This is a genomic window from Streptomyces sp. NPDC091279 (assembly GCF_044757465.1).
In the GTDB taxonomy this organism is placed as follows: Bacteria; Actinomycetota; Actinomycetes; order Streptomycetales; family Streptomycetaceae; genus Streptomyces.
Genome location: NZ_JBIVVA010000004.1, coordinates 207,331 through 228,575 on the forward strand (window position 1 = coordinate 207,331; position 21,245 = coordinate 228,575).

Annotated in this window: 17 protein-coding genes and 1 pseudogene; 14 read left to right on the top strand and 4 right to left on the bottom strand. The window is 72.4% G+C overall.

The genetic code is table 11. The features are described from left to right. Positions 1-10: 10 nt before the first annotated feature. The 11 genes from ACIQOU_RS11385 to ACIQOU_RS11435 all read left to right on the top strand — a co-directional run bounded on the left by ACIQOU_RS11385 (position 11) and on the right by ACIQOU_RS11435 (position 13,525). On the top strand, positions 11-2,644 hold the full coding sequence (locus ACIQOU_RS11385; protein WP_401536132.1) for a family 78 glycoside hydrolase catalytic domain: 2,634 nt from the start codon (positions 11-13) through the stop codon (positions 2,642-2,644). 327 nt (positions 2,645-2,971) lie between these two features. Next, positions 2,972-3,505: a chloramphenicol phosphotransferase CPT gene (gene cpt, locus ACIQOU_RS11390; protein WP_401536134.1), complete on the top strand. Its 534-nt coding sequence runs from the start codon at positions 2,972-2,974 to the stop codon at positions 3,503-3,505. A 183-nt stretch (positions 3,506-3,688) separates the two neighbouring features. Then, positions 3,689-5,206 carry a sugar ABC transporter ATP-binding protein gene (locus ACIQOU_RS11395; protein ID WP_401536137.1) on the top strand — a complete coding sequence of 506 codons (1,518 nt, stop codon included), beginning with the start codon at positions 3,689-3,691 and terminating at the stop codon, positions 5,204-5,206. 25 nt (positions 5,207-5,231) lie between these two features. Beyond that, entirely contained in the window at positions 5,232-6,326 is a 1,095-nt protein-coding gene (locus tag ACIQOU_RS11400; RefSeq protein WP_401536138.1) for an ABC transporter permease, read from the top strand. Then, positions 6,319-7,305, top strand: coding sequence for an ABC transporter permease (locus ACIQOU_RS11405; RefSeq protein WP_401536139.1), 987 nt, complete (start codon positions 6,319-6,321; stop codon positions 7,303-7,305). The genes ACIQOU_RS11400 and ACIQOU_RS11405 overlap by 8 nt, the downstream gene beginning before the upstream one ends. A 30-nt stretch (positions 7,306-7,335) precedes the next feature. Further along, positions 7,336-8,415 carry a rhamnose ABC transporter substrate-binding protein gene (rhaS, locus tag ACIQOU_RS11410; protein ID WP_401536140.1) on the top strand — a complete coding sequence of 360 codons (1,080 nt, stop codon included), beginning with the start codon at positions 7,336-7,338 and terminating at the stop codon, positions 8,413-8,415. Between the two features lie 33 nt (positions 8,416-8,448). Continuing rightward, positions 8,449-8,769 carry an L-rhamnose mutarotase gene (locus ACIQOU_RS11415; protein ID WP_401536141.1) on the top strand — a complete coding sequence of 107 codons (321 nt, stop codon included), beginning with the start codon at positions 8,449-8,451 and terminating at the stop codon, positions 8,767-8,769. Positions 8,770-8,788: 19 nt separating this feature from the next. Then, the gene (locus ACIQOU_RS11420; RefSeq protein ID WP_401536143.1) at positions 8,789-10,201 is read left to right on the top strand and encodes a BNR repeat-containing protein; all 1,413 of its coding nucleotides are present in this window, start codon (positions 8,789-8,791) and stop codon (positions 10,199-10,201) included. Positions 10,202-10,283: 82 nt separating this feature from the next. Beyond that, complete coding sequence (locus ACIQOU_RS11425; RefSeq protein ID WP_401536144.1) at positions 10,284-11,312, top strand: LacI family DNA-binding transcriptional regulator; 1,029 nt, start codon at positions 10,284-10,286, stop codon at positions 11,310-11,312. Positions 11,313-11,414: 102 nt separating this feature from the next. Further along, positions 11,415-12,716, top strand: a complete 1,302-nt coding sequence (locus ACIQOU_RS11430) for an alpha/beta fold hydrolase (RefSeq protein WP_401536145.1) — start codon at positions 11,415-11,417, stop codon at positions 12,714-12,716. Then, positions 12,713-13,525: a pentapeptide repeat-containing protein gene (locus ACIQOU_RS11435; RefSeq protein ID WP_401536147.1), complete on the top strand. Its 813-nt coding sequence runs from the start codon at positions 12,713-12,715 to the stop codon at positions 13,523-13,525. The genes ACIQOU_RS11430 and ACIQOU_RS11435 overlap by 4 nt, the downstream gene beginning before the upstream one ends. A 255-nt stretch (positions 13,526-13,780) precedes the next feature. On the opposite strand, the gene ACIQOU_RS11440 is transcribed toward ACIQOU_RS11435, so the two are convergent. Further along, positions 13,781-15,262 (bottom strand): cytochrome P450, encoded by a 1,482-nt coding sequence (locus ACIQOU_RS11440; RefSeq protein ID WP_401536148.1) that lies wholly within the window; start codon positions 15,260-15,262, stop codon positions 13,781-13,783. Positions 15,263-15,379: 117 nt separating this feature from the next. Between ACIQOU_RS11440 and ACIQOU_RS11445 the strand changes: the two genes are divergently transcribed. Both ACIQOU_RS11445 and ACIQOU_RS11450 read left to right on the top strand, forming a co-directional pair. Further along, positions 15,380-15,988, top strand: a complete 609-nt coding sequence (locus tag ACIQOU_RS11445) for a TetR/AcrR family transcriptional regulator (protein WP_401536149.1) — start codon at positions 15,380-15,382, stop codon at positions 15,986-15,988. Between the two features lie 98 nt (positions 15,989-16,086). Beyond that, positions 16,087-16,812 carry a DUF2470 domain-containing protein gene (locus tag ACIQOU_RS11450; RefSeq protein ID WP_401536150.1) on the top strand — a complete coding sequence of 242 codons (726 nt, stop codon included), beginning with the start codon at positions 16,087-16,089 and terminating at the stop codon, positions 16,810-16,812. Here the strand turns inward: ACIQOU_RS11450 and ACIQOU_RS11455 are convergent. The 3 genes and pseudogenes from ACIQOU_RS11455 to ACIQOU_RS11465 all read right to left on the bottom strand — a co-directional run bounded on the left by ACIQOU_RS11455 (position 16,780) and on the right by ACIQOU_RS11465 (position 19,716). After that, positions 16,780-17,973 carry a lactonase family protein gene (locus tag ACIQOU_RS11455; RefSeq protein ID WP_401536152.1) on the bottom strand — a complete coding sequence of 398 codons (1,194 nt, stop codon included), beginning with the start codon at positions 17,971-17,973 and terminating at the stop codon, positions 16,780-16,782. The two genes, ACIQOU_RS11450 and ACIQOU_RS11455, sit on opposite strands and share 33 nt — an antisense overlap. Positions 17,974-18,078: 105 nt before the next feature. After that, positions 18,079-18,399, bottom strand: a pseudogene (locus ACIQOU_RS11460) (hypothetical protein); the annotation flags it as partial. A 54-nt stretch (positions 18,400-18,453) separates the two neighbouring features. Then, the gene (locus ACIQOU_RS11465) at positions 18,454-19,716 is read right to left on the bottom strand and encodes an aromatic acid exporter family protein (RefSeq protein WP_401536153.1); all 1,263 of its coding nucleotides are present in this window, start codon (positions 19,714-19,716) and stop codon (positions 18,454-18,456) included. A gap of 197 nt (positions 19,717-19,913) precedes the next feature. Between ACIQOU_RS11465 and ACIQOU_RS11470 the strand changes: the two genes are divergently transcribed. Further along, the gene (locus ACIQOU_RS11470; protein ID WP_401536155.1) at positions 19,914-21,245 is read left to right on the top strand and encodes an erythromycin esterase family protein; all 1,332 of its coding nucleotides are present in this window, start codon (positions 19,914-19,916) and stop codon (positions 21,243-21,245) included.

Genomic DNA, 21,245 nt, shown 5'->3' on the forward strand with positions numbered 1-21,245 from the left:
AAGTGATCACGTGAACGTCACCGCTCCCGTCCTGGAACACCACCGCGAGCCCCTCGGCATCGGCGAGTCGCGGCCCCGGCTGAGCTGGCGCACCGAGACGGACACCCCCGACTGGACCCAACAGGCCTACCGGATCGAGATCACCGCCGCCGACGGCACCGTCCGCACCGACACCGGGCGGGTCGAGGGCACCGACTCCGTGCTGGTGGCCTGGCCGGGCGACCCGCTCGGCTCCCGGGACCGCGCCGACGTCCGGGTCCAGGTGTGGGGCGCGGGCCCCGAGCCGTCCGCCTGGTCGCCGCTCACCCGGGTCGAGACGGGGCTGCTCAGCCGTTCCGAGTGGACGGCCCGCCCGGTCACCCCCGACCGCGAGACGTCCGAAGGGCCGCTCCCGACAGCCCTCCTGCGCCGCGACTTCACGCTCGACGGGCCCATCGCCAGGGCCCGGTTGTACATCACCGCGTACGGCGTCTACGAGGCCGAGATCAACGGCGTCCGCGTCGGTGACCATGTCCTCGCCCCCGGCTGGACCTCCTACCGGCACCGGCTGCGCTACCAGACCTTCGACGTGACCGGCCTGCTGCGCGAGGGCGACAACGCGATCGGCGCCCTCCTCGGCGAGGGCTGGTACACCGGCCGCCTCGGCTTCAACGGCGGCCGACGCGACCACTACGGCCAACAGCGCGCCCTCCTGGCCCAGTTGGAGGTCACCCACCCTGACGGCGGCGTCACCACCCTCGGCACGGACGGCACCTGGCGCACCGCGACCGGAGCCGTCCTGACCTCCGGGATCTACGACGGTGAGGTGTACGACGCGCGCCGCGCACGCCCCGGCTGGTCCGCGCCGGGACACCCCATCGCCGACTGGTCGCCCGTCACCGAACTGCCAGCGCCCGGGGCCGAGTTGGTCGGTCCGACCGGCCCGCCCGTGCGCCGCACGCAGACGCTCGACCCCGTCGAGATCCTCACCACTCCCACCGGGAGGACGGTCGTCGACTTCGGCCAGAACCTGGTCGGCCGGCTGCGCATCCGCGTCTCGGGCCCGGCCGGGCACACCGTCACCCTGCGCCACGCCGAAGTCCTGGAACACGGCGAACTCGGCGTGCGCCCCCTGCGGTTGGCCGCCGCCACCGACCGCTACACCCTCGCCGGGGACGGCGTGGAGACCTACGAACCGCGCTTCACCTTCCACGGGTTCCGCTACGCCGAGGTCGACAACTGGCCCGGCGCCCTCGACCCGGCCGACATCAAAGCCGTCGTCCTCCACACCGACCTGGCCCGCACCGGATGGTTCGCGTGCTCGCACGACCAGGTGAACAAACTGCACGAGAACGTCGTGTGGGGCATGCGCGGCAACTTCCTCGACGTCCCCACCGACTGCCCCCAGCGCGACGAACGCCTCGGCTGGACCGGCGACATCCAGGTCTTCGCCCCCACCGCCTCCTTCCTCTACGACACCTCCGGCATGCTCGGCGGCTGGCTGCGCGACCTCGCCGCCGAACAGCTCGAACGGCCCTCCGGTGTACCGCCGTTGGTGGTCCCTGACGTGCTCCCCGAGACGTTCTCGCAGCCGCAGGCGGTCTGGAACGACGTCGCCGTCCTGCTGCCCTGGACCCTGTACCGGCGCTACGGCGACCTCGGCGTGCTGCGCGCCCAGTACCCGAGCATGCGGGCGTGGGCCGAGGCGGTGGCCGACTTCACCTCGAACGGCGGTGCGGTGTGGCGCCAGTCCTTCCAGCTCGGGGACTGGCTCGACCCGGCCGCCCCGGCCGACGACCCCGGTGCCGCCCGCACCGACGGTGACCTCGTCGCCAACGCCTACGCGGTCCGCACGGCCGACGTGATGGCCGAGACGGCACGGCTGCTCGGGCAGAAGGAGGACGCCGTCCGGTACGAGGAGCTGGCGCGGGCGCTGCGGGGCACGTTCGCCGAGGAGTTCGTCACGCCGGGTGGGCTGCTGGCGAGCGACGCCCAGACCGCGTACGCCCTCGCCGTCTGCTTCGCGCTGCTGCCGACCGAGCGTCAACGGCGGGGCGCGGCACGCCGGTTGGCGGTCATCGTGCGCAAGGCGGGCTTCCGCATCGCGACCGGGTTCACGGGGACGCCGTTGATCTGCGACGCGTTGTGCGCGGCCGGTGAGCCGCAGCTCGCCCACCGGATGCTCGTCGAGCAGAGGTGCCCGTCCTGGCTGTACCCGGTGACCATGGGGGCGACGACGGTCTGGGAGCGCTGGGACTCGATGCTGCCCGACGGGACCATCAACCCCGGGGAGATGACGTCGTTCAACCACTACGCCCTCGGTGCCGTCGCCGACTGGCTGCACCGCAGGGTCGCGGGTCTTGAGGCCGCCGAACCCGGCTGGCGCCGGCTGCGGATCGCGCCCGTCCCCGGCGGCGACCTCACCTTCGCGAAGGCCGCCCACGAGACGCCGTACGGCCGCGCGGAGGTGGGGTGGCGGATCGACGGCGACACCCTCGTGGTCGACGTCCGGGTCCCGCCCAACACCCGGGCGGACGTCCAACTCCCCGTCGGCGAGGAGCCGTTCGAGATCGGCGCGGGCACCCACACCTTCCACCGCCCCTACCAGACCCCGCCCTGGCCCCCGTCCCCGATCCACAACCCACTCGGCCCCCCGGAGGACTGACGAAGGAACGGTGACCGCCGAACTGACGGAACTGCACGTCGCACACACGGAGTTCGGGGCCGTACTGGTCGACGAGGTCGGCGGTGGGCAGCGGGGTGAGTGCCTCGGGCATGGGACGGGATCGCCTTCCAGGAAGGGCGGGCGGGACAGCCGTTGAGAAGGCGCACCACCTTGCCGCGCGCCCTCCTCCAGCAGTGGGCATGGTAGGTCAGCTGTCTTTCGGCAGGCCGGAGCGGTCTTCGTGGTTCTCGTGCGGGTCGGCGGGTACGGGTCTGCGGTGCGTGAAATTCGTTTCGCCCGGTGCGCGGGGCGCTCTAGGGTGGCGCGGTGGCTACTCAGGTGATCGTTCTCAACGGTGGTTCCAGCGCGGGGAAGTCCGGGATCGTCCGGTGTCTCCAGGCCGTACTGCCCGACCCGTGGCTGGCGTTCGGCGTCGACGCGCTCATCGAGGCGATGCCCGCCGCGCTGCGCAGCTCGGAAGCGGGCCTGGAGATCACGCCGGACGGGGGAGTGGCGGTCGGCGCGGAGTTCCGGGCGTTGGACGAGGCGTGGGCCGAGGGCATCGCGGCGATGGCCCGGGCGGGCGCCCGCGTCATCATCGACGACGTGTTCCTCGGCGGGGCGGCCTCCCAGCGGCGGTGGGAGAAGGCCCTCGCCGGACTGACCGTGCTCACGGTCGGCGTCCGCTGCGAGACGGCCGTCGCCGAGGGGCGGGAGATCGCGCGCGGGGACCGGGTCCGGGGCATGGCCGCGCTCCAGGCGGAGACCGTGCACCAGGGCGTGACCTACGACCTGGAGGTGGACACGACCCGTACGGAGTCACTGGAGTGCGCGCGCACCATCGCCGCCCACGTCGACTGACGGCCCCTGCCCCCCGGCGAGCCATCCGACCGGGCCTCGGCGCCGCCTCCTGGATGTTCGACGACGCCCCATTGACGTGACCTGGCGCACACGCCTAACGTCCCGGCAACCAGGTTGAAACCTTTCACGACGGTGTCGGGACCACCTCCGCCGCGTCGTCGAGGAGCCGCCGAGGAGCCCCTCATGACCCACCCGTCCGACACGGGTCCGCCCCCGGTGCTCGCCTTGGAGGACATCTCCCGGTCCTTCGGTGCGGTGCGTGCCCTGCGGAACGTCTCTCTGAAGCTGTTCCCCGGCGAGGTGCACGCCCTCGCCGGGGAGAACGGCGCGGGCAAGTCGACCCTGATCAAGACCCTCGCCGGGGTCCACCGGCCGGACACGGGACGGGTCCTGCTCGACGGCGCACCCGTCGTCTTCCACGGGCCCGGCGACGCCCGCGACGCCGGGATCGCCGTCATCTACCAGGAACCCACGCTCTTCCCCGACCTGTCGATCGCCGAGAACATCTTCATGGGCCGCATGCCCCGGCGCTCCCTCGGCCGCATCGACCACCAGGCCACCCACGTCTCAACGGCCGCCCTGATGAAGCGACTTGGAGTCACCCTCGACCCGGACCGGCCCGCCCGTGGCCTGTCCATCGCCGACCAGCAGATCGTCGAGATCGCCAAGGCCCTCTCCTTCGACGCGCGCGTCCTGATCATGGACGAACCCACCGCCGCGCTCACCGGCAGCGAGGTCGCCCGGCTCTTCGGCGTCGTCCGCGCCCTGCGCGACCAGGGCGCCGCCGTGCTGTTCATCTCCCACCGGCCGGCCGAGATCTTCCAGATCTGCCGACGGGTCACCACCCTGCGCGACGGCGCCCTGATCGCCACGGAACCCGTCGACGGCATGACCGAGGACGACCTCGTGCGGCGCATGGTCGGCCGCGATCTCGACGAGCTGTACCCCAAGCAGCCCGTCACACCCGGCGAAGTCGCCCTGAAAGTCAGCAGGTTGACCCGCGAGGGCGTCTTCACCGACGTCTCCTTCGAGGTGCGGCGCGGCGAGATCGTGGGCCTCGCCGGACTGGTCGGCGCGGGGCGCACCGAGGTCGCCCGGGCGGTGTTCGGCGTCGACCGCCGGGACGCCGGGACCGTCGAGGTCGGCGGCCGGGCCCTGCCCAACGGGGCGCCCTCCACGGCGATGGCCGCCGGGCTCGCCCTCGTCCCCGAGGACCGGCGGGCCCAGGGCCTGGTGATGGGCATGTCCATCGAGCGCAACATCGGCCTCACCGGACTGCGCACCACCGCGCGGGCCGGCCTGATGGACCGCGCCGCCGAACGCGGCCGTTCCCTCGACTGGGCCCTCAAGCTCCAGGTCAAGTACGCCCGGATCGCCGACGCCGTCTCGACCCTGTCCGGCGGCAACCAGCAGAAGGTCGTCCTCGCCAAGTGGCTGGCCACCGGACCCGAGGTGCTGATCGTCGACGAACCCACCCGGGGCATCGACGTCGGCACCAAGGCCGAAGTGCACCGGCTGCTCAGCCAGTTGGCCGCCGACGGGGTGGCCGTCCTGATGATCTCCTCCGACCTGCCCGAGATCCTCGGCATGGCCGACCGGGTCCTGGTGATGCACGAGGGACGCCTCACCGCCGAGATCCCCCGCGCCGCCGCCACCGAGGAGACCGTGCTGGCCGCGGCGACCGGGAGGACCTCCGCATGACCCCACCCGTACGGAGGGCCGCCGCATGACGCTGACCGCGCCCCCACCGGCGCCCGCCGCCGAACGCCCCACCGCCCGCGCCACCCGGCTGCTCGACCGCGTCCTCACCCTGCGTGAACTCGCCATCCTGGCCGTCCTCCTGGTGATGATCGCCGTCACCCAGGCCGCCAACAGCGCGTTCCTGTCCGCACAGGGCATCAAGGACCTGCTGCTCAACGCGGCCATCCTGGTCCTGGTCGCCACCGGCCAGTCCCTGGTCGTCCTCACCCGCAACGTCGACCTGTCGGTCGGCTCCACCCTCGGCATCAGCGCGTTCGCCGCCGGTACCGTCCTGCACGGCGGTGGCGACGCCGTCGTCGCGACCCTCCTCGCCGTGGCGCTCGGCGTCGGCTGCGGGCTGCTCAACGGGCTGCTGGTCAGCCTCGGCCAGGTGCCCGCGCTCGTCGTCACCCTGGGCACGCTGTACATCATCCGGGGCGTCGACTCCCTCTGGGTCGGCTCCCGGCAGATCACCGCCGCCGATCTCCCGGGCGGATTCGTCGACTTCGGCTCCGGCGGCATCTCGGCGGTGCCCTGGCTCGCGCTGATCGCGCTCGCCGTCCTGGCGGTGACCGCCTACTACCTCCACCACGTCGGCGGCGGACGGGAGTTGTACGCCCTCGGCTCGAACCCGGAGGCCGCCCGGCTGGCCGGTATCCCGGTCCGCCGACGCGTGCTCACCGCGTACACCTGCTGCGGCGGACTCGCGGGCCTCGCCGGGGCGCTGTACCTCGCCCGGTTCGGGAACGTCGACTCCGGCACCGGCACCGGCTACGAACTCACCGTCGTCAGCGCGGTCGTGGTCGGCGGCGTCGCCTTCACCGGCGGCTCCGGCACCGTCCACGGCGCCGCCCTCGGCGCGCTCCTGCTGACCAGCGTCAACAGCGTGCTGCCCGCCCTCGGCGTCAGCTCCGTGTGGGTCCTCGCCATCAACGGCGTCCTGCTGCTCCTCGCCATCGCCGTCGACCGGATCGTGGCCCTGCGGGTGGCGTCCGCCCTGAAGAGGCCCGCCGCCAAGAGGCCCACGGGCAACGGCAGTTCGCCGCCCGCCAGGGAGAAAGGGGACGCCCGCCATGCCTGAGTCCGTCGCGCGCGCCGTCCGCTGGGACACCGTCGTCGGCGCCCTCCTGATCGCCGTGCTGCTGCTGTCGTTCTCCTTCGTCGACGGGTTCGGCAACGCCTTCAACGTGTCGTTCCTGCTCGGCAACACGCTGCCGATCGCGCTGATCGCCCTGCCGATGACGCTGCTCGTCGTCGCCGGTGAGATCGATCTGTCGGTGGCGTCGACGGCCGGTCTGTCGGGCGCGGTCATGGGCCGGCTGTGGAACGAGGGCCTCGCGATCGAGTCGATCGTGCCGCTGTGCCTCCTGCTGGGCGTGGCGTGCGGGCTGGTCAACGGCCTCCTCGTCACCCGGCTCGGGCTGCCCTCGCTGGCCGTCACCATCGGCACCCTCGCCGCCTACCGGGGCATCGCGCAGATCGTGCTGGGCGCCGACGCGGTCACCGACTTCCCCACCTCCTACCTGGACTTCGCGGCCGGACGCGTCGGTGACACCTTCCTGCCGCTGGCGTTCCCGCCGTTCCTCGCGCTGCTGGCCGTCGCCGTCGTCGCCCTGCACGCCACGCCGTTCGGGCGGTCACTGTTCGCGATCGGCGCCAACGAGGAGGCCGCCCGCTTCGCCGGAATCCGGGTCAGGCGGCAGAAGCTGATCCTGTTCACCGTGACCGGTCTGATGGCCGCGCTGACCGGCGTGTTCTGGGCCCTGCACTACGCCAGCGCCCGCTACGACAACGCCACCGGGCTCGAACTCTCCGTCGTCGCCGCCGTGTTGCTCGGCGGCATCGACTTCGACGGCGGCAAGGGCACCCTCGGCGGCGCGATCGCCGGGGTGTTCCTGCTCGGCGCGCTCCAGAACGTGATGAGCCTGCTCGACGTCTCCGCCCAGTCGCAGATCGTCGTCACCGGCGTCCTCCTCGTCGTCTCCGTGCTCGGCCCCAAGGTCGCCCGCCGACTCGCCCTCGCGCGCGCGGGCCGCAGGGCCGCCGCCCCGACGCCGTAAGCCCGCTCACCCCCGTAAAGGACCCCCACGATGCGCCCGTCCTCGCTCCGCCGCAGCTGCGCGGCCCTCGCCGCCGTCACCTCCCTCGCGCTCACCGTCACCGCCTGCGGGGGCACCACGAAGAACGACGTCAAGGACGCCGCCTCCGCCGCCACGAGCGCCCAAAAAGCGGACCCGAAGGCCGAGTTGAAGAAGGGGCTGACCGTCGGCTTCCTGCCCAAGCAGGTCAACAACCCCTACTTCACCTCCGCCGACCGGGGCGGCGCCAGAGCCCTCGCCGAACTGGGCGAGACATACAAGGAGGTGGGCCCCTCCAGCGCCACCGACACCTCGGGGCAGGTGAGTTACGTCAACACGCTCACCCAGCAGCAGGTCGACGCGATCGCCGTGTCCGCGCAGGACCCCGGCGCCCTGTGCACCGCGCTCAAGCAGGCCATGAGGAACGGCATCAAGATCGTCACCTATGACTCGGACACCAAGCCCGACTGCCGTGACGCCTTCGTCTCGCAGGCCGCCGCCGAGGACCTCGGCCGCACCCAGGTGCAGTTGCTCGCCCGGCAGATCGGCTACCAGGGCGAGATCGCCGTCCTGTCCGCCGCGCAGACCGCCACGAACCAGAACACCTGGATCGGGTTCATGAAGGACGAGCTGAAGGACCCCAAGTACAAGAACATCAAGCTGGTGAAGGTCGCGTACGGCAACGACGACGCCCAGCAGTCCTTCCAGCAGACGCAGGGCCTGCTCCAGGAGTACCCCGACCTGAAGGGCATCGTCTCCCCGACCACCGTCGGCATCAAGGCCGCCGCCCAGTACCTGTCCGGCTCGAAGTACCGGGGCAAGGTCAGGCTGACCGGCCTCGGCACCCCCAACGACCTGCGCACGTACATCAAGAACGGCACCATCGACGCCTTCGAACTGTGGGACCCGGCCAAGCTCGGCGACCTCGCCGCCCGCACCGCCGTCGCCCTCTCCTCCGGCCAGATCACCGGCAGACAGGGCGAGACCTTCACGGCAGGGGGCACCGAGTACACCCTCGGCAAGGACGGCGTGATCAACTTGGGCAGGCCGACCGTGTTCGACGCCGAGAACATCGACCAGTTCGACTTCTGAACAGCCAAGTCCCGATCCAGCGAAGGGGTGTTGATGCAGCGCGTGTGCTTCCTGCTGAAGGTCCGGGCGGAGCGGCTCGACGAGTACCGCGCACGGCATGCCGCCGTGTGGCCGCAGATGCTGGAGGCGCTGCGTGCCACCGGCTGGCACAACTACTCGCTGTTTCTGCGCGAGGACGGTCTCCTCGTCGGGTACCTGGAGACCGAGGACTTCGCCGCGGCCCGGGCCGGCATGGAGGCCACGGACGTCAACGCCCGCTGGCAGGCCGAGATGGCGCCGTTCTTCGAGTCGCTGGACGGCACCCGGCCCGACGCGGCGATGACCCCCCTCACCGAGGTCTTCCACCTCGCCTGACCCCCACCAGGAGCCCCCCATGAGAAGACGTGCCGTGCTCACCAGCGCCCTGCTGGCCGCCGTGGCCGCCCCCGGCACCGCGCGGGCGGCCGCCCCGGGACCCGCCGTCACCGCCCGAGGCACCAGCCAACTCGACGCCCGCGCCCTGTACTTCGTGTCCTACGACGGACTGGTCAACAACAACTCCTTCCAGAAGAGCGGCCTGTTGACCTACCAGGGCCATCAGTACGCGGCCTGGTACACGGCGGACCGCAGTGCCGTCGTCGGCCGCCGGGCGCTCTCCTCCACCAGCTGGGCGACCGTCACGCTCGGGCACCGCCTCAAGAGCGACGACTCCCACAACGTCATCTCCCTGGGCCTGTCGAAGACCGACGGGCGGCTCCATCTGAACATGGACTCGCACAGCGACGGCTTCTTCTACGTGAAGTCGGTCGCCGGACTCCTCGACAACCCCGGCTCCACAAGCTGGAGTTCGGCCGCGTTCGGCGCCGTCCAGACGACGCTGGACGGGCTCGCGCTCACCAACCAGTTCACCTACCCGCAGTTCATCGCCACGCCCGAGGGGCGCCTCCAGCTCAGCTACCGGGTCGGGATCTCCGGCAACGGCCGCAACGCCCTTGCCGAGTACGACGGTTCACGGTGGACGGCGCTGGGGGAGTGGACCAGCTCCACCGGCACCTACACCAGCGCGCACGGCTCCAGCACCGCCCGCAACATGTACCTGCACGGCATCGACTACGACACCGCGGGCCGCCTGCACGCCCTCTTCACCTGGCGCGAGCAGAACAACGCGGTGATGTGCAGCGGCGGCGGCATCACCAACCACGACACCGGCTACGTCTACTCCACCGACCGGGGCCGCACCTGGCGCAACGACGCCGGGACCGTCGTCGCCACCACGGGCGGCACCGACCAGGTCGCCGTCACTGACGCCGGGCTCGTCGTCGACCCGCTCGACCCCGACCACTCCCTGATGAACCAGGAGAGCCAGGCCACCGACTCGGTCGGCCGGCCCCACGCCCTCATCAGCTACGTCCCCGGCCGCTTCGGCCAGTGCACGACGAACTACGTCGCCGACCGCACCGCCAACGGCCGCGTCTTCCACCTCCGCAAGAACGCCTCCGGCAGCTGGCAGAAGACCGAGATCCCCGTCCCGCTCAACTCCACCCAGCGCACCAAGCTCGTCCTGGACCGCTACGACAACGCCTACGCCGTCCTCCCGCACGGCAGGATCGCCGCCGCCTCCCAGTCCTCCGGGTACACCGACTGGACGCTCCTGCACGACGGGAGCGGCCTGAACGCCTTCGGTGAGGTCGTCGTCGACGAGCTGCGGGTGCGCGCCGACAACGTGCTGTCGTTCCTCTACCAGGAGAAGTCCAGCGGAACGACCCCCTCCGCATTGCGGGTGGCGGACTTCGCGCTGCCCGCGTGACCCGTCCCGACGCGCCCGGGGACGGCGGTACTGTGAGGGTCTTGCGCCCGCCGTCCCGCGTCACTCTGGAGGTCCCTGCCTGATGGCTCAGTCGGTGGGTATCAAGGACGTCGCCCGCGCCGCCGGGGTCTCCGTGGGCACGGTCTCCAACGTCATCAACCGTCCCGACTCGGTCGCCGCCGAGACCCGGGCCCGGGTGCTGTCCGCGATCGACCGGCTCGGCTACGTGCGCAGCGAGTCCGCCCGCCAACTGCGCGCCGGACGCAGCCGCATCATGGGGCTCCTGGTGCTCGACATGGGCAACCCGTTCTTCGTCGACGTGGCGCGCGGTGCCGAGCGCGCCGCGCGCGACGCCGGGCTCGGCGTCATGGTCTGCAACAGCGCCCAGAGCGCGAGCGAGGAGGCCGAGTACCTGTCGCTCTTCGCGGAGCAGCGGGTGCGCGGCGTGCTGCTGACGCCCGCCGACGCGACCGGCCGCAACATCGCCACGTTCCGGCGGCACGCGATCCCCTTCGTCCTCGTCGACCGGGTCGCGGAGGGCACCACCGAGTGCTCCGTCTCCGTCGACGACGTGGCGGGCGGCGCCCTCGCCGTGCGCCACCTCGTCGACGCCGGTCACCGCCTGCTGGCCTACGTGAGCGGGCCGCCCGGACTCAACCAGGTCCGTGACCGGCGCACCGGCGCCCTCAGCGCCCTCGCGGAGGCCGGCCTCGGCCCGGACAGCCTGCGCGAACTGCCCACCGAACGGCTCGACGTCGCCGCCGGACGGGACGCGGGCGCCCGGCTGCTGGGCCTCGCCGACCGGCCCACCGCCGTCTTCTGCGCCAACGACCTGCTCGCCCTCGGCGTCCTCCAGGCCATGTACGCGGCCGGGGTCCGGGTCCCCGACGACCTCGCGATCGTCGGCTACGACGACATCGAGTTCGCCGCCGCCGCAGCGGTCCCGCTCACCTCGGTCCGCCAGCCCGCCGTCACCCTGGGCGCCCTCGCCGCCGAACTCCTCCTGGAGGAGACCGAGGACGCCGAGTCCGGCGCGCAGAGCCACCACCACCGCCGGGTCGTGCTCCAGCCCGAACTGGTCGTCCGCAGATCGAGCCTGGCCTCCCGCTGACCGCCGGGTCAGTAAAAGTCGCTTGATCCCGGCCCCGGTGACCGCACACCATGTGCTGAACTGGACGGCGTTCCCCGGCCCGTCCGCGTCCCTGGAGACCTGTTGAGCGCCACGTACCGCCAGCCCGGAGTCGTCCTCACCGACCACACCTTCACCGTCCCCCTCGACCACGCGGACCCGGCCGGGGAGACGATCGACCTCTACGCCCGTGAGGTCGTCGCGAGCGCCAAGGCGGACCGTGACCTGCCGTGGCTGCTCTACCTCCAGGGCGGTCCCGGCTTCGGAGCGAACCGCCTCGTCGGCCGCCCCGGCTGGCTGGACCGGGCCCTGGACGAGTACCGCGTCCTGCTGCTCGACCAGCGCGGCACCGGCCACTCCACCCCGGCCACCCGGCAGACGCTCCCGCTGCGCGGCGGCCCCGCCGAACAGGCCGCGTATCTCGGGCACTTCCGCGCCGACTCGATCGTCCGGGACTGCGAGGCGATCCGCCCCCGCCTCACCGGCGGCGCCCCCTGGACGGTCCTCGGCCAGAGCTTCGGCGGCTTCTGCACCGTCACCTACCTCTCCACCGCCCCCGAGGGCCTCGCCGCCGCCGTGATCACCGGCGGGCTGCCCGCCCTGGACGCCCACGCCGACGACGTCTACCGGGCCGCCTACCCCCGCGTCGCCCGCAAGGTCGCCGCGCACTACCGCCGTTACCCGCAGGACGTCGAACGCGCCCGCCGCATCGCCGACCACCTGCTCACCCACGAGGTGACCCTGCCGAACGGCTACCGGTTCACCGTCGAGGCCTTCCAGTCCCTGGGCATCCTCCTCGGCACCGGCGACGGCAGCCACCGGCTCCACTTCCTCCTGGAGCACGCCTTCGTGCCCACCCCGGCGGGACCGCGCCTGTCCGACGCCTTCCAGGAAGAGGTCCAGACCCAGCTCTCCTACGCCGGGCACCCCCTCTACGCCCTCGTCCACGAGGCGACCTACGGTCAGGGCGACCGGCCCACGAACTGGTCCGCCGAGCGGGTGCGCGCCGAGTTCCCGCAGTTCGACGCGGCGAAGAGCCTCGTGGGGGAGGGGCCGCTGTTCTTCACCGGCGAGACGATCCACCCCTGGATGTTCGACGCCGACCCGGCCCTGCGCCCGCTGCGCGAGACGGCCGACCTCCTCGCCGCCCGCGCCGACTGGCCCCGCCTCTACGACCGCGCCCGGCTGGCCGAGAACGACGTCCCGGTGGCCGCCGCGATCTACCACGACGACCTGTACGTGGACACCGCCCATTCCCTGGCGACGGCCGCCGCCATCCGAGGCCTACGCCCCTGGATCACCAACGAGTACGAACACGACGCGGTCCGAACAGCCGGCCCCCACGTCCTCACCCACCTCCTGACCCTCACCCGAGACGAGGCATGACCCCCTTACAAGCCAACTGCGCCCAGTGCTTCGCCCTGTGCTGCGCAGCCCTCCCCTTCACCCGCTCCAGGGATTTCGCCACCGACAAAGAACCCGGCACCCCCTGCCGGAACCTCACCACCACCCACCGCTGCGGCATCCACCCCCGGCTGCGCCAGGAGGGCTTCACGGGCTGCACGGTCTACGACTGTTTCGGCGCGGGCCAACAGGTGTCCCAGGTCGTCTTCGCCGGCCAGGACTGGCGCACCGGCCCACCCGGCCACGCCGACCTGATGTTCGAGGTCTTCCCGCTGGTCCGCCAACTCCACGAACTGCTCCACTACCTCACCGAGGCGCTCACCCTGCCCCCGGCGCGCCCCCTCCACGCGGACCTGAGCAGCGAGTTGACGAGAACCGAGGCCCTCACGAACCTCCCACCCGAGGAACTCGCCGCCCTCGACGTCGACACCCACCGACAACAGGTGAACGCCCTCCTCCTGCGCACCAGCGAACTGATGCGCGCCGGTGCCCGGGGCCGGGCCAAGAACCGACGCGGCGCGAACCTGATGGGCGCCCGCCTGAAGGGCGCCGACCTCAGCGGAGCCGACCTGCGCGGCGCCTACCTGATAGCGGCAGACCTCACCGAGGCCGACCTCAGAGGCGCCGACTTCATAGGCGCGGACCTGAGAGACACCAACCTCACCGACGCCGACCTGACAGGCGCCTTCTTCCTCACCCAACCCCAACTGAACGCAGCCCAAGGCACCCAGACAACCCACCTCCCCCCTCACCTAACCCACCCCCCACACTGGCCCCCCACCCCACACTGACCAGCCCACCCACCCAGGAACACGAGGAACGGCGCGCCAAGCCCCCCGACCCGCACTGAACAGCGAAGCTCACCCCCCACCCACCCAGGGGCGCGGGGAACTGCGCGACCAGCCCCCACGGCCGGCACTGAACAGCGAAGCTCAAGTCCCCCCACCCAGGGGCGCGGGGAACTGCGCGACCAGCCCCCACCGCCCCGCACCCGCCAACTCTCCCCAACCCAACACCCCCCAACGCCCCCCCCCGCCCGGCAAGGGCTAACGCGCTGCCGCCCGAGACCCCACCCCCCGCCACCCCAGCCGCAGCAGCAACCCCTCCGGCATCAACGTCAACCGCTCGGTGACCCGAAGCCGATACCCCGGGTCCGGAACCAACTCGTACCGCCGCAGCAGCAACCCCAACACCAACGTCGCCTCGTGCAGAGCGAATTGACGCCCGATACACGCCCGAGCCCCCGTCCCGAAGGGCTTGAAGACGTGCCCGGGACGCCCCCGCACAGCCCCCGGCTCGAACCGATCCGGATCGAACCGCTCCACATCGGCCCCCCACACCGAGGTGTCCCGATGCAGCATCGCGGTGAGCACCAGCGCCCACGCCCCCCGCCGCATCGGATGCTCCCCGGCGAGCACGGTGTCGACGGTGGCCTCGCGGGCGTACGCGGGCGCCGTCGGCCACAGCCGCAACGCCTCGTCCAACACCCGCCGCAGATAACGCAACTTGGCGACCTGGTCGTACCCGGGCACCTCCGCGTCACCCCAGACGGCGTCGATCTCGGCGCGGGCCCGGGCGGCGATCTCGGGGTGCCGGGAGAGGTAGTGCAGGGCGAAGGAGAGCGCCCCGGACGTCGTCTCGTGCCCGGCGACCAGGAACGTGATCACCTGGCGCCGGACGTTGAGCGCCGACAGCCGCTCGCCGGTCACCGGATGGGCCGTCGCCAGCATCCGGTCGAGAAGGTCGCCGACCCGGTCGCCGTCGCCCTCGCCGCCGCCCGTCGTACGGCGGGCCCGCACCAGCGCGTCGACGGTGTCGTTGAGGCAGGCGATGTCGGCCGCGTTGCGGCGGGTGGCGGCCCGCAGCAGATAGGGGGCGAGCGGCGCGGGCACGGTGTTGCGGCGCTGCGCGTAGGTGAGCGTGCCGACCATCGCGGTCACGAAAGGATGCGGCCGGGACCGTTCGAAGGAGCCGAAGTCGTGCCCGAAGCCGGTGCGCGCGATCGTCTCCAGGGTCAGCTTGGTCATGTCCCCGGGCACGTCCACCGCCCGCCCGGCCGCCACCGCACGGTCCCAGTGGTCGGTCAGCCGCCCGGCCACCGCCAGCATCATCGGGTGGTACCCGGCCATCGCCTCCCGGCTGAAACCCGGGGCCAACACAGCATGCGCCAACTGCCAGTTGGGCTCTTCGTTGTACGCCGTGAACAGCCCGTCCCCGGCCACAGGCCGCAGGTTGGCCACGCCGAGCCCGACATGCTTGGCGAACCGCGACTCGTCCGCGAGGTCGGCGACCTCCCGCGCACCCCACGCGAAGACGAACTCCTTGCCGAACGCCTTGCGCCGGAAGACCGGACCGAGGTCACCGGCGTAGCGCAGGGTGTCCTGGAGCGGGGTGCGCCGGCTGGCGCCGAGCACATCGCCGAGGAACGGCAGGCGGCGCGGCGGGTGGGGGATGCGGTGCAGCTCGGGCCAGCCCTGCTCGGCGCCCCGGAACCCCTTGGGCAGTCCCGTGGCCGTGGTCTCCGCCATGACGCGATCTCCCTCGGTGCAACGGCAGACGGTGCGTGTTGTACGTGGATTCAATAGCGCGGAACAGTCTGATCCGGTGGTCGTATCGACGTCAAGTAAGTCAAGTAGGGTGCCGCCATGGCCGCGAACCAGGGTGAACGCACGCGCCGCAGGCTCAGCACCCAGGAGCGCCGCGAGCAACTCCTCGCGGTCGGGGCGGGGTTGTTCTCGGAGAGCCCGTACGACGAGGTGTGGATCGAGCAGGTCGCCGAGATCGCCGGTGTCTCCCGCGGACTGCTCTACCACTACTTTCCGACCAAACGTGACTTCTTCGCGGCCGTCGTCGAACGCGAGAGCGAGCGGATGCTGCGCCTGACCGAGGCCGTGCCCGGCGTGCCCGCCCGTGAGCAGCTCGCCGCCGGACTCGACACGTACCTGGAGTACGCGCACACCCACGCGCACGGCTTCCGTGCCTTCCATCGCGCGGACGCCACCGGCGACCAGGCCGTACGGGCCGTCTACCAGCGGGCGTTGGCCGCCCAGGAGCGGCAGATCCTGGCCGCGCTGACGGCGGACCCGGAGTTCGGCCCGGCCGTGCGCGAGCGCCCCGAGACCGCCCTCGCGGTGCGCGGCTGGCTGGCGTTCACCACCTCCGTCTGCCTGGAGTGGCTGCGCGGTTCCGGCCTCTCCCGGGAGCAGGTCCGGGACCTGTGCGCGCGGGCGCTGCTCGGCGTCCTCGGCCCCTGAGAGGTCGGTGTGACGGCTGACATTGCCGTCCTGTGGTTGGCGTACTCCTCGATCTTCGGTAGGTTAGGCAAGGCTTACCTAATGAGGAGGTTTTCTGGATGGGCGACAGCGACAGCTGGACGGCCGCGCCGGCGGCGGCGGAACGGGCCCGCTCGGTGCTCGCCGCCTCGTGGTCCTGCGCGGTGACGGCGGACGGCGGACGGGAGGAGTTCGTCGGGGCGCACACCGTCACGGAGGACGGCCGGGTACTGCTCCAGGTGCCCGAGGACAGCGCTCTGCTCACGGCCGCGATCTGCGCGCCACGCGGAGAGCCGTCCGCCGTACTGGAGTTCGCTGACGTCGCGCCCGTGCCCGTCCGCAACCGCATCCGGGCCAGACTGTGGCTCGCCGGGTACTTCACCCCCGAGGACGACCAACTCGCCTTCCACGCCACCCGCGTGGTGCTGCGCCCGCCGTCCGGCGCGGTCGTGATCGACCTCGACGACTTCGCCACCGCCCGGCCCGACCCGCTGGCCACCGCCGAGGCCCAGTTGCTGACCCACCTCGCCGACTGCCACGCCGACGCGGTCGAACGGCTCACCCGCCTCGTCGACCGCGACAGCCTGCACGGCGCCGTCCGCGTCCAGCCGCTCTCCGTCGACCGGCACGGACTGGTCCTGCGGATCGAACGCAACAGCGCCCACGGCGATGTCCGGCTGCCGTTCCACACGCCCGCCGACGACGTGGGCCAGCTCACCGAGCGCATGCATGTGCTGCTCACCCAGGCGAGCGCGGCCTCCTGCCCGCGCGCGCTACAGCGGCAGCGCACAGACCGCGACGGGTGACGCGAACGGCTCGCCCGCGAGCCGCAGTTCACCGGCGCCGTCGACGTGGAAGACGCTGACGGTGCCGGAGCGCTGGTTCGCCGCGAACAGCAACCGCCCGTCCGGCGAGAAGGCGATCTGGCGCGGGAAGTCCCCGGCCACCGACACCGTGCCGAGCAGCCGCAACCGGGCCCCGTCGGCCTCCACCGCGTACCGCGCGAGGGTGTTGTGGCCCCGGTTGGCGAGAAAGGCGTGCGTGCCGTCGGACGTCACCAGGATCTGCGCGGGGTGGTTGGTGCCCGTGCCGGAGCCGGTGGACTGCGGGGTGCCGATGGTGAGGCGGCCGGTGGCGAGGGCGTAGCCGCAGACGGTGACCGAGTCGTCGTTCTCGTTGACCAGATAGGCGTGCCGCCCACCCGGATGGAACGTCAACTGCCGTGGCCCGGCGCCCGGTCGGGCGGCGGCCCGGGACGTCTCGGTGAGCTTGCCGGTGTCCAGGTCGAGGCGGTAGCTGTAGACGGTGTCGGTGCCCAGGTCGACGGCGAGGACATGGCCGCCGTCCGGGCTCGTGATGAACTGGTGGGCGTGCGGGCCCTGTTGGCCGGGGCCGGGCGCCGGACGGGTGTGCGTGACCTTGTCGGTGCGCTCCCCGAGGGCGCCCGATGCGTCGATCGGGTGCACGGCCACGCTGCCGGAGCCGTAGTCGGCGCTCAGCAGCCACCGCCCGCCGGGATGCACCGAGAGGTGGCAGGGGGCGGAGCCGCCGGTGCTCCGGCTGCCCAGGATCGCGCGGTCGGCGAGCCGGACGGCGGTCACCGCACCGGCGGTGGCCTCGTCGACGGCGTACAGCGTCCGGCCGTTCGGATGCACCGCGAGGAACGACGGGTCGGGAACGCCGGTGAGCGTGCCCGTGCCGGTGATGCGGCCGCTCTCGGGGGAGTAGGTGGCCAGCCCGATGCCCTTGCCGCCACCGCCGTTGGACGCCGTGTAGGTGCCGATGTACAGGGGGCGCGGGCCGGTCGGCGCGGGCGTCGGGGTCGGCTCGCTGCCGGACGCCCGGTGGGTGGCGGTGGCCTCGGGGGCGGCCCCGGAGCGGGTGCAGGCCGGGAGCAGCGCCGCCGTTCCCACCAGGGCGGCCGCGAAACGGCGCCTGCTCCAGTCGGCGTTCGCCCCACTGCCCATGCCCACCCCTTGGTGATCGTCGGCCCCGTCAGGCCACCTTGACGTGGATCACCGCTCGTACGCAACACAGGGCGCCGCCGGTCACCTCCCGCAGGCCGAAAACGCCCGCTCCTGCCACGCCTCGCCGGTCACCGCGCACACCGTGCCGACGCCGATCCGGAGCGCGGCCGGCTGTACCGTCCCCGCGAAGCTCAGCCACATCGCCTCCCGCGGATACACCGGCAGCATCACCCCGCCCCGCGCCCGCCACTCCTGCGGCACCGTGTCGGGGAAGTCGGCGACCCGCCGCACCGGGAACCGGCCGAGCCCCGGCGGCAGCGGATGCGTCCCCGACTCCGGCAGCCGCAGCGTCCGGACGAACCGCACCGCCACCCCGCCCGGCAACCGCACCGTGTCCCCGTCGATCCGCACCGCGCCGTCACTCATCGGCCGCCCCCCAGCTCCCGTTCCCGAAGGCGTTCGCCGCCCCCGGTGACTCCGTCACCTGGAACGTTTCGCGCCACCGGGATGGTTCCGGTGCAGGGCACGGAGGATGCGGGAATCGCGCACGCTGTCCCAGACCCGGTGCAGCCGGGGCATCCGCGCGCGCTGCTCGCTGGAGACACGGTCCAGCTCCTCCAGAAGCCGGTGCGAACGGTGTTCGGTGTCCAGCTCGTCCAGGATGCGGTCGACCTCGGTGAGCAGCGCCCCGTGCAGCTGCCACTGCCGCTCGTCCCGCCTGACCTCCTCCAGCAGCAGCTGGGCGAGCTTGTCCCGGGTGGCCGTCGCCGCCTGCAACTCCGAGGCGAGCCGCGCCTCCGCCGACTCCGCGTTCTGGCTGACGTCGGTCGTCACCAGCACCGCGAAGCTGACGAGGGCGTCCGCGACCTCGCCGAGCACCTGCTCGACGACCGCGCCGGTGCCGGGCGCGAACAGGGGGTCGGGGTCCCGCCGTGTGGCGAGGTCGGCGAAGGTGCGCGCGAGGACCCGCAGCACCACCGTGCAGATCTCCAGCGTGTCCAGGCCGGTGCGCAGCACCACCCGGTGCAACAGCCCTTCCCGCACGCGGGGGTTGAGCCGCAGGCTGTCCTCGGCCTGCCGCAGCGCCGCGTCCACCTCGACGATGTCGTGGTCGATGCGGCGCGCCTCGTGCAGCCGCTCCGTCGCGTGCTCGACGGGGGTGCGGCCCGCCGCCTCCTCGCCCATCCGCAGCATCAGCCGCCGCACCCGTCGCGCGAGGCCCTCGATCGACTCGCCGGCCTCGTCCACCCACACCGGCGGCGCGAGCAGCAGATTGCAGCCGAGCCCGACGACCGCGCCGATCAGCGTCTCCGCCACCCGGTGCCAGGCCGTGTCCGAGACGGTGGTGACACCGAGGACGAGCATCGCGCTGATCGCCACCTCGGGCACGTACTCGTGCACCCGCACCAGATGCCCCACGCCCAGCGACGCCAGGATCAGCAGCGCGAGACTCCACCAGGTCAGCCCCACCAGAAGACTGAACCCGATGGCCACCAGCACCCCCGCGACCACCGCGTTCACCCGGCGGAAGCTGCTCTTGAGCGTGGCGTAGAGGGTGACCTGCACCACCAGCAGCGCGGTGAGCGGAGCGGTCAACGGCGCCGGTTTTGAGCCCAGATGGACGGCGACGACGTACGCGACCGTCGCCGCCACCGCCGACCGCAGTGTCTGCACGACCACCGGGTCCCGGAACCGTTCGAAAAGGCCCCCGAAGGACGCCGGCCACTCACGCACATCACGCATCCTCGGGCTTTTCCCCGCCCACGGCGAGATCGAACACGATCACGAGAAGGGAACGATCGAGCGTGCGGGACCGGGGTGCCCTTCGGGGCTCCGGAATCGGAGGCCTCCGACCCCTCGCCGCCCTGGGGAGAACCCCCTCCCGGTGCCGGTGGGCAGCCGGATGGTCCGACGACGGCCCCTCGCACGAGGGTGGGGGCATGAGACGGAAACGAACCCCGATCACGCTGGCCCTGCTCCTGAGCCTCGGGGCGGCGGCCCTCGGCACCCCGGCCACGGCCGCGACCGCGCCCCGGCCGGACGCGGCCGTCGTCGACGCCCTCGGCCGCGCCGCCCACCCGCTGCGCACCGTCGAGCCCGGCGGCGACACCCGGGACCTGCGCGCCCTGGACCGCGTGATCGGGGCCGCGCCGGTCGTCGGGCTGGGCGAGGCGACGCACGGTTCCCATGAATTCTTCGCCCTCAAGGACCGCGTCTTCCGCCACCTCGTCGAGGAGAAGGGCTTCCGCACCTTCGCGCTGGAGACGAGCTGGAGCACGGGACTGCGCCTCGACGCCTATGTGGTGCACGGCACGGGGGAGCTCCGGCGCATCATGCGGGACGAGTTCCAGCGCGACTACCTGTGGTGGAACAACACCGACTATCTGCGGCTCATCGAGTGGATGCGCGCCTACAACATCCGTCACCCCGGCGACCCCGTCCGATTCCTGGGCGACGACCTCGCCTGGACCGGACCCGAGGTGTACGACGAGGTCCAGACCCGCGTCCGGGCCGCCCGCCCCGCCGACGCCGCCCGGCTCGCGGAGCTGTACCGGGGGCTGCGGCCCACCAGGGCGACCGGGACCTATATCGAGCGGTACCTGAACACGCCGCTCGCCGCCCGCCAGGACATGGCCCGCCGCACCGGCGAGGCCCTGGCGCTGGTGCGGCGGCTGCCCGCGACCGACCCGGCGGACCGGGCCCGGCTCGTCCAGCAGGCCACCGCGATCGACCGGACCGCCCGCCAGTACGCCTTCGACTTCGAGGACCCCGCCCAGCTCGCCGACGCCATGCGCTACCGCGACGAGGCGATGGCCGCCAACGTCCTGTGGTGGCAGCGGCACACCGGGACCAAGGTGCTGCTGTCGGCGCACGACGCGCATGTCGGCCTGGTCCCGCAGGACCCCGCGCACTATCCGAAGGTGCAGGGCGCCTACCTGCGCGACCACCTCGGCCGGGGCTACGTGAGCGTCGGAGTGACCTTCGGGCAGGGCTCGTTCAACGCCACAGGACCCGACGGCACGATCCGGCGCTGGACGCTCGGCCCGGCCCCGTCCGGCGGCAACGAACAGCTCCTCGACCGCGTCCGGCCCGGTGACTACGTTCTCGATCTGCGGTCCGTGCGCTCCCCGGCGCGCGCGTGGCTCGCCGTGGCCCGGCCGACCCGCATGATCGGCACCGCCTACCCGCAGGGCCCGAGCGAGATCGCCCTCGCCCGCAACCACGACGTCCTGATCCACCTCCACCGGGTCGCGGCGGCGCGGCTGCGGTGA